A 13443-nucleotide genomic window follows, 5' to 3' on the forward strand; every position below is an offset into this window, starting at 1 on the left:
TGGGTCTTCGGCATGATGGCACAGCGTGTAGTTAGGTAGTTCGGTATGTAGGTAGGTTTCGGAAAAGGTAACTACAGGCTTGAGGCGTCTAGCACAGGTATTTGAGTTCTACTGTAGCTATGTAGTTAGGTTTTTACATGAATTAGAGGAAGAGTAATAACCCTATAGCTACTACAGGGTTATACAGGTATTGCCAGCAAAATGGGGAAAAACCCAACTACGCTAACTACACGTGTGCTCAAGCTCCCGTGCTAGAGCCGTTTCTGCCTGTAGTTAGGTCCTAACTACACTCCGCCGTTTCCCAGCTACACTCCCGATAGCGGTGCCATCATCAGGCGCCATCCATGGCCCCGAGGGCCACGATCACACCCTGCAGCACCGCTTGACCGTCGCTGTGCTGATGCCGAACTGCTCGGCCGTCTGCGCGATGCTCGCACTGTTCTCCCGGCGCCATGTGCTGACCTCGACGGGATCGACCGTGGCCTTACGCCCCAGCGCCTTGCCCTCGGACCTGGCCTTCTCGATGCCAGCCATCTGCCTAGCCTTGATGTTCGAGCGCTCCAGCTTGGCCACGGCGGCGAGCATGGCGAGCATGAATCTGCCAATCTCTGTGCTCAGGTCGAAGCCTTCGCGCACGCTGATAACGCTGACAGCCTTCGCCTGCAGTGCTTCCACTGTGCTCAGTACGTCGATGGTGTCGCGCCCAAGGCGATCCACGGCGGCCACCACAACGGTATCGCCTTCGCGGGCATAGGCCAGCATTGCTGCGCATCCAGGCCTCTCTAGTGCGGGCACAGCCCCTGATACGCCCGAGTCTTCAAACCACTTGTCGATGGCGTGTGCACGCATTGAGTGCTTCTGCGCAGCAACGCTCTGCTCGCCAGTACTGACGCGCACATATCCAATGATTGCCATGGTGCTGACCCTCACTCCGATGTGGCCGGGTGGCTCACAACCTATGGCTCATATAGAACAGCATGGCTCACAACTAATCAACACCTATGATCCAGGCTGAAACGCCCAGCCGACGGGTGGCTCATAGCGTACACATTATGAGCCAATCAGGTTCACCCCCTCAGCACCCGAATCCCCTGCTCGATGCCCTCGGCGTTCGCGTCCATGGTTTGCAGGGCGATCATCACGTTATCGCAAGTCGCGGTAGAGCCGCGCTGTTTGATCCATAGCGACAGCTCTTCAATGCCGGCGCGCAAGGCTTGCTGGTTGAGCAGGATCAGTTCAAGGGTGTCTGCGGTTACTGTCGCTTTGTCCATGGTCGCTCCAGGTGAATGACTGTCGACCAAGCGTAGCGCCTGCCAGCCAGAAAAAGGCCCCCAGCCGGACAGGAATATCGGGCCGTCCCCACCGCCACCCGTCCTTTGTGCGTCACGAAATATACGTATCCACACGTATACCCCTGCAAAATTTTTCCAAAATTCTAAGCCCTAACTTTTACGCATTGACTCTGCAAAACAAAAAACCAACGGCCTAAGACCTGTACCCCCCAAAAAAAATTTTCCGCCCTTAAAATTATTGAATTTAACTCCCGCCGCTTAGCGCTCATAAACGCAAAATTAAATAAACCTTTGCCCCATCAGCTACTTGCCAGCGCTCCGGATAAATCCGCACCGGGATAATCCCAAGCGCAACAGAGATTCAAACGCTTGACTTAATCTTCGTCGCAATTAACACAAATATATGCCATTCGTCCAATAACTATTGCTCATATTAATATCTGCTTGTAATCTACAAACATGCACTAAACCATCGACGAGGGTGGTCAGCATGAAAACCAACAGCGCCGCCGTAACCCTGAGCCAACTGGCCGATCTGGTCGCCACCGACCGCAGCGCGCTGTGCCGCAACCCTCGCTTGCCGGAAGGCGCCCCTGTGCACACTGGCGCCGCCCACCGCCCCGAACACGCCTTCGCCCTGGATGCCCTGGCCGCATTCGCCTACGACCAGACTGCGCACCTCACGGAAGCCGAATGCCGCTTGCGCCTAGCCCTGATCGGTCGCACTGAACCGTCCCGCACCAGCAAGCGCACCTGTGCCAAGCCCGGTCCGTTCCGCCTGCTCGACAACGGCGACGGCACCCACGAAATGGTGCCCATCCTCGAACCCGACGAATTCACACTCACCGAACAACGCGGCCTGCGTGCCGCCGTGATGGAGCAATCGAAATGAACTTCGCTGACCAGATTCTCGCCGCTGACCCGAACGCGGCATCGCCTTTCGCAGATGACCCCGAACTTGCGGCAGCCGTCGAAGCCGACTTCCAGGCGCTGCTTGCCCAGGTTCTGGCGGCACCGCCAATGCCCGCTGTGCAATGGCCCGCCAACGTCGTCAGCCTCGCGGCCTACAAGGCCCGTCAACCCGAGTAAACGCCCGGCCAGTGTGCCGTGGGGAGCAAACATGAAATGGCCGGTTTTGCAGACCTCTTTTCCGCCGAGAACGTCGGCAATTTGATGCAGGATCCCCGGCTAGCCCTGGGATTGCAGCTCATGGCCCAAGGGCGCCCGGGTTCCAGCGCGCAGACCCTCGGCCAAGGCGGCGCCCAAGCTGTGCAGATGTATCAGCAACAGCAGCACCAGCGGGGCCTGGCCGACTACCGCAACCGTCTCGCGCAGATGCAACAGGATCAGCTGGCCATGCAGCAACAGGCCGCCCAGGCCAAGGCACAGCGGGAACAGGAATACCGAGCCCGTCTTGCCGATCCGAATTTCCTCGCCGGCCTGTCGCCAACCGCCCGAATGATGGCCCAGCTGGGCGTCGACCCGAACGCACTGATCCGCGCCCAGTCCGCCGACAACCTGGCCCAGCACCGCCAGGCGCAGTTGGCCCAGCAGCAAGGCCAGTTCGACGCCCGCCAGGCGAATCATGGAAGTGGTGGTCAACCGTCTGGCCCACGCACTCCAGCGCCGCGCCCGTACATCGACCAGCCCATCGGCAACAACCAGATGCAGCGCTACAAGTTCGATCCGTCGATTGGTGACTATGCCCCTTGGGGTGAGCCATTCAACCAATACAGCCCCGGCCGCAAAGCCAAAGGCGGTGCTGACGGTATGGTCGGCGCCATCCTCAACCCTGAACAGCCAGACGCCGAAGCTGTGCCAGACGCCAGCAGCCTGCCCGGTACCGGCAGCATGCAGAGCTACATGCCGAGGCCGCAAGGCCCGGTCGGCGTCCTGCCAATGTCAGCCGCTGGCGGGAACGCATCGCAGAAACCAACCACACGTGTGCCGAACACCCGCAAGCCCGCAGTCAGCGGCGACCTGGCCGCTGCGAAAAGCGCTATCTCCGCCGGCAAGTCTCGGCAGGCAGTGGTCAACCGGTTGATGCAGGCCGGCTACACCGCCGAGCAGATCAAGGGAGCGGGGATTTGAAATGGCCCTGTCCTTTGACGACCTGCCGGACGAACAACCGGTAGTAGCTGCCGCGCAGACCGCGCCCGTCGCACAAGGTGGTCTTTCCTTTGACGACCTGCCAGACGAGCAGCCCGCCGCTGCGCCAACTGTTCAACCGCAGGGCCTCGACCCGATGGAACTATACCGGGGCGCTGCGCGGTCGGTGGACAACATGGGGCTGGCTGCTGGTCGCATCCTAGGCATCCCCGCTGCGCAGACCTTCGACGCGGCACGCGGGATGTTTACCGACGACGATCCGAACATGGCGCAGAACGCCCTGCGCGAGCATGTGCTTGATCCGCTGCAGCGGCGCGCTGATTCCCTGGCGCCCGCTCCAGACGCACTGTTCGGCAACAAGCTGATGAACGCGGGCGGCGGGTTTGCCGGGAATCTTGCCGCTATGCTCGCCACTGGTGGGCTGTCCCGCGCTACGGCTGCACTCCCTGCAGCAGCGCCGACATCTGTGCTGCCCGGCGTGGCCAGCCAACTTGGACAAGCAGCCAAGACCATGGCCGTGCCCGCCACGACCAATGCAATCAACACGGGGCACGACGTGACCGCCGAAACCGGTAGCGTCCCCGAAGGCCTGAAAGCTGCAATCGCCGCTGGTGCGGGTGATGTGGCAATGGGGCTAATCCCCGCCAATCTGCCCGGCAATCTGGCAACGCGCCTGGCTACCGGTGCTCCCCTTGGCGTAGCGACGGGCGAAGCATCGCGACAACTGCGCAACGCTGCCGTCCCGAGCAGTATGCAGACCCCATTCAACGCCCAAGACGCGATGGTTAACGCTGCCATGGGTTCGGTGCTGGGCGGTGTGCTGGGTCGTGCTCCTGACCCCGCTGCCATGCCGGCCCAGGCCCAGCAGCCCGAAGCCCCGCCAGTTTCACCGCAGCCGGTCCCGGCACCTGTGCCAAAAACCCCATTCGCCGGTAGCCAGGACATTGCGCCGCTACTCGATAACCTAGGCGTACAGGGTGAACAGCGCACCCAGTCGCTCGACCTGCTGCGCCCAGCCGAACAGGACATCGAGACCCGCCGCCGTGGCGTCGTGACCATGGACGAACAACGCCGCCTGGCCAGCCTGATCGGCCTCGATGGGGCACAGGCGCAGGCATTCAGCCGCAAGATTGGCCAGGCCTGGAATGCTGAACAGATCATCGCTGGCACCGACCTTGTGAGTGACCGCCTGAAAACGGTCATGGAGCAGCAACAACGCATCGCCAGCGGCCAGGCTACCGACCTGGAAAAGGCCGCATTTGTGCAAGACCTGGGCGACATGAAAGTCATGTTCGGTGAACTCATGGGCGCCCGCGCCGAGAGTGGCCGGGCACTGGCAGCACAGCGCCGCCAGGTGCAGAACATCAACGACGCAGCGCGAATCCTTGAGGGTATTGGGGGCGTGCAAGGCGCTGACGACCTGGCAGCAGCCATCGGCAAGGCAGTCCAGGCTGGTGGCGTACAGAACCTGGCTAAGCTGGTCGGCCAGCCCGAGAGCAAGATGCAACGCCTGTTCGGGTATTACTTCCGGGCGGCCCTGCTCAGTGGCGTGCGCACCCACGCGGTGAACATCACCAGCAACACCGCCACCCTTGGCAACGAGATTATCGAGCGCAGCATTGCCGCAGGCATCGGTAGTGCCAAGCGCCTCGCTACTGGCGGCAAGTCCGGCCAGACCGTTTTCGCTGAACCCCTCGACCTGCTGATCGGCATGAGCCGGGGCATGGCCAAGGCCGGCACCGCAGCCACCGATGCTTTCCGCACCGGCGAATCCGCTGTGCTGGGTGGCCAGGCCAAACAGGACAACAGCCAGGGCCTGAACAACACCCCGCGCCGGCCCGGTGTGCTGGGTGGTGCAGCCTTCGCAGCCGACCGCATCGCAAGCCTGCCTTACCGCGCACTCGGTGCGGAAGACGCTTGGTTTGGCACGCTTAATTTCGAAGCCGAACTGCGCACCTTGGCCCGTCGTGAAGCACTGGTCGAGAAACGCCAAGGCCAATTACCCGAGGGCGTGAAGTTCAGCCAGCGCATCGACCAGCTCACGCAGAACCCCACGCCCAAGATGATCGAAGCGGCAGGCCTTCACGCCCGCACCAACACGTTCAACAGCAAAGCCGGTGCATTTGCGCAAGCGGTCATGTCAGCCAAGAGCAAAGCGCCCTGGCTGAACCTGATTGTGCCCTTCGTCCGCACTCCGGCCAACGTGGTCAAGTTCGGATTGCACCGCACGCCGCTGGCGCCTCTGTTCAAAGAAGTGCGCGAAGACTTCGCCGCAGGTGGTGCACGACAGGAGCGCGCCGCCGCCCGGATCGTTTGGGGCACTGGCGTGATGGTCATGGCCGGGATGGCTGCTCAGGCTGGATACATCACGGGTGCAGGCCCTGATGACAAGAAGGAAAAACAGGCCTTGCTAGCTACCGGCTGGCGTCCGTACTCGGTCAAGGTGGGCGACACCTACCACGAATACAACCGCCTGGATCCCTTCGCCCAATGGCTCGGCCTGGCCGCCGACATGACCACCATGGACTACCAGCATAAAGACGCGGCTGATGTTGCCGTTGCCGCGCTTGGTTCGCTGGTGAACAACACGATCAATAAAACTTACATGGCTGGCTTGAGTAACTTCGTCGAGTTCATGCAAGACCCGAAGCGCAACGCCGAATGGTACTCCCGGCAGATGGTCGGGACCATGGCCCAGCCGTTCACACTGCTGAGCAACATCGCCAGCGAGACCGACCCCTTCGCCCGTGAAGGTGACTCGATCCTTGATTCGATCAAGTACCGCCTACCGGGCCTGCGCAACGACCTGGCTACCAAGCTCGATGGCTACGGTGAACCTGTGCCCAACCGTCGGTATCCGGGTGGCCCGTTCTCGATTGGCGCGCCCATCGCCCAGTCACAGGAAACAACCGACCCGGTACGCATCGAAGCTAGCCGATTAGGTTGGGCGCCTACCGAGTTCCAGAAGTCGCTGACCCTCAGTGGCAAGAAAATCGAAATCCCCGCCGAGCAGCACCATGAATTGGCAGAGCTGGCCGGCAAGCTGACCCACCGCGCTGCGCAAAAACTCATGCGTTCTCCAGGCTGGGCAAAGCTGGATGACGACCAGAAGCGTGACGCCCTGCAGGACGCGGCAACCAAGGCCCGCACCTCTGTGCGCCTGGCCTCGATCCCCTTTGTCACAAGAGGCAACCGCGCTGCCCTCGACAAATTGCGCGACCAGATGGAGGCACAACGATGACCACCGAAATTGAACAGGCCGAAGCCGCTGTGCGCCAGGCCGAAGGCGAGTACCGCGAACTGGAGCGCGCTGCCGCCATGCTGCGCGACCGCCTGCCCGCTGCTCAGCAGGAACTGGAATCCGCACGCGCACAGCTGCGCCGCTTGAAACAGGAGGACGGCACCGCCGCCACACTGTGCCAGCAGCGTGAAATCGACCGACTCACCGCCGCCATCGCCGCAGCCAACGAGGACCGCAGTCATGCATGACATCGAACACCTGAACAACCTGCGGCAATCGGCCGAGTGGCACAACGTCGACACCGCCCGCGCCAAGCTGACCACTACCGTGGATGGTGAGTACATCATCACCTTCGACAGGCCCGTCGTGGACCTTGGCCCGTGGACTGAGTCCGCACCAGAGCGCACTGTCACCGCCCGCAGCGCCGAAGGCGCAGAAATCGCACTGCTCCACGGCCTGGTCAAGCTGCATGTGTGCGAGCGCCGCCGTGTGCGTACCGGTGTCGTGGTCGGCTGGACCTGTGCCGACATCGCCCGTAAACCGTTGACCGCCGGAGAAATTGCTGCGTTCAAGGCCAGGACCAACCCGGCCCGGAAGATCGAGAAATTGCAGGAAGAGCTGACCGAAGCCCTGGCACGGCAAGCCGCCCGCGCTGCAGCCGCACAAGGCGCCGCCGACCTGGCTGAGCGCTACGGCCTGGCCGCAGCCGCACCTGTGCAAACCAGCAAGCCCACCGGCACCGTCAGCGGTCGCCCAAGCAAAGCCAAGCGCGCATCGCGCCAAGAGGTGAACCATGAGTGATTCCATTCAAGTCGAGCCAATCGACGGTCCTGACGAAGACGTACCGGTCGACGGCATCGCCGCCGTGTTGACCGACAGCGTGGGCATCCCCAACGACGCCGGCCCTGACACACCTGTGCCAGAAGCAGACGCCACAGCGGTGGAGGAATACGACGCCCACGCACAGCAACGGGATGAACACCTGAGCGACGATGGCCAGGAGGACGAACAGGGACCGCAAGGCAAACAGCAGCAACGTGTGCCATTAGGCGCGTTGCAGGAAGAAAGACGCGCACGCCAGGCCGCACAGGAGCAGGCTCGCCAGCTGCAAGCGCAGCTCGCCCAACTCCAGGCGCAGCAGGATCAGTTCCGGGCCATGCAACAGCAGCTGGCTGCCCAACAACAGGCACAACAGATCCCAGCCTTTGAGGATGATCCCGAAGGGCATGTCGCTGCGAAGTTCCAGCAGATTGAGCAGCATATTGTCGGCCAGCAGCAAGCAGCTGTGCAGCGCGCACAGTTCGAGCAGGCCGCCGCTCAGGTTGGTCAAGAGCTGCAGGAGATGGCGCCGCAGGTGGTGGCTATCGAACAGGAATTCGCAGCCACGCACAGCGATTATCACGACGCCTACGCGCACCTCAACGCCGAGGTCGACCGCCGCATCGCGCAGCAACACCCGCATGCCAGTCCGGCCGAACACGCCTTCGCCAAACAGATTGCCCTGTTGGCGTTCGTCAAGGACAGCCAGGCCAAGGGATTGAATCCGGCACAGCTGATCTACGGCAAGGCGCAGGAACTGGGTTACCAGGCACAACATCGTGCCCCCGCACCGGCACGGCGCCAGGCCCCGACCAGCCTGTCGACCCTGGCCGCTGACGGCAAGGCCCCAGACCAGCGTGGGCACCTCAGCGCCAGCCAGGTATCCAACATGTCGAACGAGGATTTTGACGCGCTGTGGTCGCAGATGGCAGCCGACGCACGCACACCCGGCTTTGGGCTTTGATCATGGGCGCGGATTCGAGGGAAACCAAAATGGCTCGCTGCCTGGCCGCTGTACAGCTAGGTGTCGAGCGCTGGGCGAACGCCGACGAACGCCGCCAAGGACGGGCGTTTCTGCGCGGTGTGCGCGTGGCGCTGTGGTGCGTCAGCATGCGCATGACACCGAGCCAACTAGAAGCGGAGCTGCGCGCCGAGTTGTTCGGTACGGCTCCACCACAACTGCCATGCAGAGCGAATACAAAGTGTGCAATGCGTGGCGCACATGAGGTATTAGAGAATGGCTGACAAACGACCTGGCGTTACCAAGAAGCCGCAGGGAGATTCGACGTTCTTCCCGCAGACGATTCACCCCTCAATGCCTAAGCGCAAACCCAAGGGTGGGAAAGGCAGGGGCAAGTGAGGAGGTCAATCACAGGTGGGCAGGGATGCCTTATTCTTAATCGTCAGCTTTAGCTCTAACCACGCTCAAATCGAATTCAGAGGTGGAATACCAAAAGGCCTCCTTCCTTCTCCCACCGACTGCATCGTCGTACTCAATCCAGAATTTCCCTGTAGTCACGCCTTCTAAGAGCGGGAAATCGAAAGCGACAGTTACCTGATGGCCCTCGGGCATGTCGCCCAACTCTAGCGGCTCACCATCATTAACATGCGGATCGGATTGCAGTACCACATTGAGCGCTTTCTTGCCTTCGTTTCTAGCGCGAATTTTTCGTCGCACCCAACGTTCTGTCGGACTGTGGATGAATGAGCCGACGTCAAAGGTAAATAACGCTTTGAGGGCTCTATCCCGCTCCTGCTTAGTGGTCTTGACCATCTCTTTATGCTGCTCGACCGAATTTTTCAATTCGGTAGCCTGCATTCGCAGTTCGTAGCCTTGCTGCAGGAACCCCAGCACAAGCCAGAGGAATGCCACCGGGCCGAAAGCGCCGGCAAGGAAGTCGCCCACTTCGTTCAAGGGCATTTCGCCAAGAGAACCGATCCGCCCCCAGGTCAGCACAGTCATACCAACCAAGTAGGTTAGTGTGGCGGCAGCACCGATCTCTACCATGTGCTGGCGCAAGTGCCATTCTGGTTCGCTGCGTTTCCTGTTGATACGCACTGCGACCGCCACAACCGCGACGGCCGCGAACACCAGCACAGTCGCCCAGTGCAGAAACGGCATTACATCGTCAGGCGGCACCTTCCAGTAGACACCGCCCACCGGCTCCCACAAACCCGCCATTGCAACCCCTTTGCTTTATCCGTGGCACATGGCCAGCGATGATAGCGGCGTCGATCTGCTGAGGGAACTCTTGCAGGCTGTCACAGTTGTGCTGAACTTCTTGGGCCACCCGCTGGAGCATGCAGCCATGACGCCCGAACAGATCCGCGCCTTCATTGAGCGTGAGTACAGCCACCTAGTAGCAGAGCCACGCCACAACCCTGACGGCTGGGCCTTCTTCCTCGGGGCTCCGCGTCGTGGTGCTGACAGCAATCGGATTTTCCGAGCAGTACAGCACAGTGGTGGCGGTCCCACCAGGCTCAAGCTGGCAGTGACTTCCAGGCTGAAAGGCGAGCCGGTAGAGATTGATTTCACAGGGAGTGAGGCAGCGCTGAAGGAGCTGATCGACAGGGAGCTACAGCGCTACAGCGACGGCCTTTAGCAGCCTTCGCGATTACTGTCCTGGGCCGCGAGAAGCCCCCTTGGGCAGCTCAAGTTTCTTGATGATTTCCATGACTAGCTCATGGGCATTGATTGGGAAAGGATCAGCACCCACCCGGGAGAAATCCCGACCTGCGAAAATCTTGGAAGCAATGTCGATCTTGATCTTGTGCTGTTCCTCCGGAGGCAGGGAGGCCAGGAACGGGGTAATGGCTTTCAGGTCGAGCGATGTCTGCAAGTGCTGATACTGCTGCTCCCGATGCTTCGCAGACTCCCTTGCCAAGTAAGCAGCCGGCACCGACAGCAAGAGCGCCAACGTGATCCGAATGACAAAATTTTCCCAATGTATTTCAGCATCCAGACTCTTAAATGCGGTCACACCCAGAATGGCAACGACGAATGCCATGCACGCAATCGACCCCCACCTGAGCATATCCGCCATCCTCTTTTCAACTTCGGATGACTTCGCATAGTCGCCGGCCACTACCTGAGCCGAAGCGTGGCCCACAAGCTCATCAATCTGAGCCTTTTTTTCATCCAGAACGGCTCTAGTCTCTTCATATGCTAGAGAGATTTTTTGGATTTCGTTACTAGCGGTGTCGTGCAAGGTATTGATTTTTATTTCTATCTCAGTCAATCGCCCTTGCTCGATGTTTATTTGTTTCCGCAGGTCCTTTTCGGCCTCTTCTAAATCTCGGAGTGAGATCATACCGTTTTCATTTGGCACTGATATCATCGCGCTTAACCGCGCGGCCTGCTTTAGAAGTTCGTCAAGCAACTCCTGTCGAACATTCAGTTTGGCCGCCCTGGTAACTGAGACTAAATGCTCTCCGCGAGAAGCAACATAGTTCGCCCTGCCCATGAGGTCCAGTAAATGAGAGCTCGTCAGTTGGCTTTCAAATATCTCAAGTTCGTGTCTGAAGTTTTCAAATCGCTCATGAAGTTCTAGGGTGAGTTGAACGGGGCCGATGTCACTTTTGAGTACATCCGCAATTTGTTTCAGTTTTTCGACTGTTGCGCGAACCTGATCTTCGTTAGAAATCATTTTTCTGTAGTAGTGCTTCGAGGATTATGGGATGCGCTTAACGCTATCTAAATGCCATCACAATGTCTAGCGCTGCGCCACGTGCAACGCGTCTCAAGGCGGATGTGTCGGACTTGTGTGGGCAGAACCCGTTCCGCTATTCATGATTGGCCACCTCGCTTTCAGCAGATTGATCTTGAACAGGGAACAGGTGCACCCCGGTGTCGAGGTGGTTCATGCGTTGCTCGGCGGACGCAGCTTTCCACTGCTCGGCATTACGGATCAGGTACACATTGAGTGGCATCGACTTGCCGGTTTCCCGCTTCAAGATGCGCAGCGGTTCCGGTTCCCCGCAAAGAACTTTAAGCACCTTGCCCAGGCTGGTGATGTTTGCCGGCTTAGTCAGGGCCAGCCCCATGTTGTTGAGCTTGGTAGCGGCTTCACCTACCACGATGATGTCCTTATCGAAGGGCTCCCGACGCTGATCGATCAGCTCTTTGACGACGCCGTAAAGCTCGCCCTGTGCCGCGTCCTGCATGGCTCTGGCTGCAGCGGTTTGCGGCACAGGTGCGTATGGGTTCCAGTCGGCTGGGAATCTCCACTGCGCCAGAACACCAGCCACCAGCGCCGGACCTTCGTTCTCCATCCAGTCCATCAACTTGACGTAGTAGCTATCTGGCTTCGGGGCAGCATTGCACATGAACACGGCAATGCGGCGGTCCCCCTGCATCAGCGGCAGCGCGTCCTTGTTGTTGGTCGTGACGATGTAGTGGGTGATGTTCTTGATGTCCTTGGCCGCCCGGCCCTTGCCCTCGAACGATACCTGTTCCTCAGAAATCATGTTCTTGAAGTTTTCGTAGCCGTCTGCCTTCTCGGACCGGGCCATTTCGTTGACCATCAGCAGGCGCTTGTGCTCGGTGACATCATCGAAGGATTTCGTCAGCGCCCGCCCGCTGCAGCTGCCCACCATGCAAGGCCCGAATACCTTGGCCAGCAGCTTGAACATCGTGGACTTACCCACGCCACCGAGCTTGGAATAAAAGAGGAACGCGCTCGGGATTTTGGTTTCAGGTGTCTGGTACAGCTGCGCCAGCCAGTTCAAGAAGTACATGACCACGACTTCGTCATCGTCGGCCAGGTAGAGCAGGTGCTTGACGAAAATTTCAATGCTCTCGGGCGTGGCGTACAGATCGGGCGGGCACATGGTCTTTTTGCGCTCGTACCAGAGGTTAAACACCTCGGGGTTGCCCTCATGCTCGGGCTTGGATGTCGGTTCCATGACGACACGCCGTGCTACCCGTTGCAGCGGGTCTTCCCAGCTCCACCAGATGGCGCCCGAGGCGGTGCGTTCTTCCTTGCCGTCACCCTGAATGATCGTGATTTCACCGTAGTGCTTGCTGCAATACTTGATGAATCCCTTCAGGCCGAAAATATCCCCCGACTCGATGTGATAGGCGCGCTGCTCACCGTTCGCCGTCAGCATCACGAAGTCCTGGGAGATGTAGCGAAGGATTTCCCTCGACTCGGTGTCGATGTTCATGCCCATTGCACACCCCCGCTAACCACTGCCGTCTGTTGAGTCCGCATTACGCACTGGGGCGCCCCCTGTGCCGTTTGTTGGCGCGTCCGCTGCTGGCCCGTGTTGCGGACTGTTGGCGCGGGCATCGGCACAGGTGGTCGCCGCGCAGGGGCGGGTACTAGCGCCGGGCGCAGCACTGCGGCGGTGGCTTGCTCGGGGCTGAGCATGACCGCGTTGCTGCTGGCGCAGGTGCTTGGCTCACCGGTGAGTAGGGCATGGATGACGCCCGGATCGTATTCGTCCCAGCATTCATCGGTGGTGACGGACGGGCTTGCGGCACTCGCTGCAAGCGTTACAATATAACCATTCATAGCAATACCTCATTGAACCCTGGCCTGAACCGCCGGGGTTTTCTTTTCAGGCTGGCAAGGTTTCGGTACGCAGCTTTTTTGCTGCGTCACGCTCGGCCTTTCGGGCTTCGATCCAGGCATCGATTTCGCTTTTCAGGAAGGCCGTGCGGGAAACCTTGCCGCTCCCGCGCATCTGACCAATCACGATGGGGGCGGGGAAGTGCCCGGCCTCAACCCAGCGATCCAAGGTCATCCGGCTGATCCCCAGTGCCTGGCACAGGGGGGTAGGGTGCACCAGCGCGTCAGCTATCGGTGCAGGTACCTCGATTCTAGGGTTGCCCATCGTCTTCGCTCCACAGGTGGCATATTTGGTGGTTTACGGTCGGATGGTCTTTTCTGAATACCCTGATCTAGGTGGGGCGGGGTAGGCGGGGATCCACTTGCGACGGAAGGAAAACGGCAAGCCTACGCGAGCAGGCGGGTTGGG

14 protein-coding genes are annotated in these 13443 nt (G+C 60.1%); 8 read left to right on the top strand and 6 right to left on the bottom strand.

The features are described 5' to 3' along the window. Positions 1-363: 363 nt before the first annotated feature. Both PP4_RS11870 and PP4_RS11875 read right to left on the bottom strand, forming a co-directional pair. Entirely contained in the window at positions 364-915 is a 552-nt protein-coding gene (locus tag PP4_RS11870; RefSeq protein WP_016499418.1) for a recombinase family protein, read from the bottom strand. A 152-nt stretch (positions 916-1067) separates the two neighbouring features. Further along, complete coding sequence (locus PP4_RS11875) at positions 1068-1271, bottom strand: hypothetical protein (protein ID WP_016499419.1); 204 nt, start codon at positions 1269-1271, stop codon at positions 1068-1070. 511 nt (positions 1272-1782) lie between these two features. On the opposite strand from PP4_RS11875, the gene PP4_RS11880 reads away from it, so the two are divergent. The 7 genes from PP4_RS11880 (at position 1783) to PP4_RS11910 (ending at position 8425) form a co-directional block, all read left to right on the top strand. Next, entirely contained in the window at positions 1783-2184 is a 402-nt protein-coding gene (locus PP4_RS11880; protein ID WP_016499420.1) for a hypothetical protein, read from the top strand. Beyond that, positions 2181-2381: a hypothetical protein gene (locus tag PP4_RS11885; RefSeq protein WP_016499421.1), complete on the top strand. Its 201-nt coding sequence runs from the start codon at positions 2181-2183 to the stop codon at positions 2379-2381. Before PP4_RS11880 ends, PP4_RS11885 begins: the two co-directional genes overlap by 4 nt. A gap of 120 nt (positions 2382-2501) precedes the next feature. Next, entirely contained in the window at positions 2502-3383 is an 882-nt protein-coding gene (locus PP4_RS11890; RefSeq protein ID WP_144063131.1) for a hypothetical protein, read from the top strand. Position 3384: 1 nt separating this feature from the next. After that, the gene (locus PP4_RS11895; RefSeq protein WP_016499423.1) at positions 3385-6642 is read left to right on the top strand and encodes a hypothetical protein; all 3258 of its coding nucleotides are present in this window, start codon (positions 3385-3387) and stop codon (positions 6640-6642) included. Then, positions 6639-6890 carry a hypothetical protein gene (locus tag PP4_RS11900; protein ID WP_016499424.1) on the top strand — a complete coding sequence of 84 codons (252 nt, stop codon included), beginning with the start codon at positions 6639-6641 and terminating at the stop codon, positions 6888-6890. The genes PP4_RS11895 and PP4_RS11900 overlap by 4 nt, the downstream gene beginning before the upstream one ends. Then, complete coding sequence (locus PP4_RS11905; RefSeq protein WP_016499425.1) at positions 6883-7443, top strand: hypothetical protein; 561 nt, start codon at positions 6883-6885, stop codon at positions 7441-7443. Before PP4_RS11900 ends, PP4_RS11905 begins: the two co-directional genes overlap by 8 nt. Beyond that, complete coding sequence (locus PP4_RS11910) at positions 7436-8425, top strand: hypothetical protein (RefSeq protein WP_016499426.1); 990 nt, start codon at positions 7436-7438, stop codon at positions 8423-8425. The genes PP4_RS11905 and PP4_RS11910 overlap by 8 nt, the downstream gene beginning before the upstream one ends. 432 nt (positions 8426-8857) lie before the next feature. On the opposite strand, the gene PP4_RS27495 is transcribed toward PP4_RS11910, so the two are convergent. Further along, on the bottom strand, positions 8858-9643 hold the full coding sequence (locus PP4_RS27495; RefSeq protein WP_016499428.1) for a hypothetical protein: 786 nt from the start codon (positions 9641-9643) through the stop codon (positions 8858-8860). Positions 9644-9671: 28 nt separating this feature from the next. On the opposite strand from PP4_RS27495, the gene PP4_RS11920 reads away from it, so the two are divergent. Further along, a complete protein-coding gene (locus tag PP4_RS11920) occupies positions 9672-10064 on the top strand; it encodes a hypothetical protein (RefSeq protein ID WP_041167698.1) in 393 nt (130 codons plus the stop codon). Positions 10065-10076: 12 nt separating this feature from the next. Here the strand turns inward: PP4_RS11920 and PP4_RS11925 are convergent, their stop codons facing one another. The 3 genes from PP4_RS11925 to PP4_RS11935 all read right to left on the bottom strand — a co-directional run bounded on the left by PP4_RS11925 (position 10077) and on the right by PP4_RS11935 (position 13299). Then, entirely contained in the window at positions 10077-11108 is a 1032-nt protein-coding gene (locus PP4_RS11925; RefSeq protein WP_016499430.1) for a hypothetical protein, read from the bottom strand. Between the two features lie 136 nt (positions 11109-11244). Next, positions 11245-12627 carry a primase-helicase family protein gene (locus PP4_RS11930; RefSeq protein WP_144063132.1) on the bottom strand — a complete coding sequence of 461 codons (1383 nt, stop codon included), beginning with the start codon at positions 12625-12627 and terminating at the stop codon, positions 11245-11247. 396 nt (positions 12628-13023) lie between these two features. Continuing rightward, the gene (locus PP4_RS11935) at positions 13024-13299 is read right to left on the bottom strand and encodes a helix-turn-helix transcriptional regulator (RefSeq protein WP_016499433.1); all 276 of its coding nucleotides are present in this window, start codon (positions 13297-13299) and stop codon (positions 13024-13026) included. Positions 13300-13443: the final 144 nt, after the last annotated feature.

Source organism: Pseudomonas putida NBRC 14164 (genome assembly GCF_000412675.1).
Lineage (GTDB): Bacteria > Pseudomonadota > Gammaproteobacteria > Pseudomonadales > Pseudomonadaceae > Aquipseudomonas > Aquipseudomonas putida.

Excerpts from the sequence above, each read along its gene's own strand:
- PP4_RS11905 (WP_016499425.1), top strand. The coding sequence starts at position 6,883 with ATGCATGACATCGAACACCTGAACAACCTGCGGCAATCGGCCGAGTGG.
- PP4_RS11895 (WP_016499423.1), top strand. The coding sequence starts at position 3,385 with ATGGCCCTGTCCTTTGACGACCTGCCGGACGAACAACCGGTAGTAGCT.
- PP4_RS11890 (WP_144063131.1), top strand. The coding sequence starts at position 2,502 with ATGGCCCAAGGGCGCCCGGGTTCCAGCGCGCAGACCCTCGGCCAAGGC.
- PP4_RS11875 (WP_016499419.1), bottom strand. The coding sequence starts at position 1,271 with ATGGACAAAGCGACAGTAACCGCAGACACCCTTGAACTGATCCTGCTC.
- PP4_RS11870 (WP_016499418.1), bottom strand. The coding sequence starts at position 915 with ATGGCAATCATTGGATATGTGCGCGTCAGTACTGGCGAGCAGAGCGTT.
- PP4_RS11900 (WP_016499424.1), top strand. The coding sequence starts at position 6,639 with ATGACCACCGAAATTGAACAGGCCGAAGCCGCTGTGCGCCAGGCCGAA.
- PP4_RS11920 (WP_041167698.1), top strand. The coding sequence starts at position 9,672 with ATGGCCAGCGATGATAGCGGCGTCGATCTGCTGAGGGAACTCTTGCAG.
- PP4_RS11930 (WP_144063132.1), bottom strand. The coding sequence starts at position 12,627 with ATGAACATCGACACCGAGTCGAGGGAAATCCTTCGCTACATCTCCCAG.
- PP4_RS11935 (WP_016499433.1), bottom strand. The coding sequence starts at position 13,299 with ATGGGCAACCCTAGAATCGAGGTACCTGCACCGATAGCTGACGCGCTG.
- PP4_RS11910 (WP_016499426.1), top strand. The coding sequence starts at position 7,436 with ATGAGTGATTCCATTCAAGTCGAGCCAATCGACGGTCCTGACGAAGAC.
- PP4_RS27495 (WP_016499428.1), bottom strand. The coding sequence starts at position 9,643 with ATGGCGGGTTTGTGGGAGCCGGTGGGCGGTGTCTACTGGAAGGTGCCG.
- PP4_RS11880 (WP_016499420.1), top strand. The coding sequence starts at position 1,783 with ATGAAAACCAACAGCGCCGCCGTAACCCTGAGCCAACTGGCCGATCTG.
- PP4_RS11885 (WP_016499421.1), top strand. The coding sequence starts at position 2,181 with ATGAACTTCGCTGACCAGATTCTCGCCGCTGACCCGAACGCGGCATCG.
- PP4_RS11925 (WP_016499430.1), bottom strand. The coding sequence starts at position 11,108 with ATGATTTCTAACGAAGATCAGGTTCGCGCAACAGTCGAAAAACTGAAA.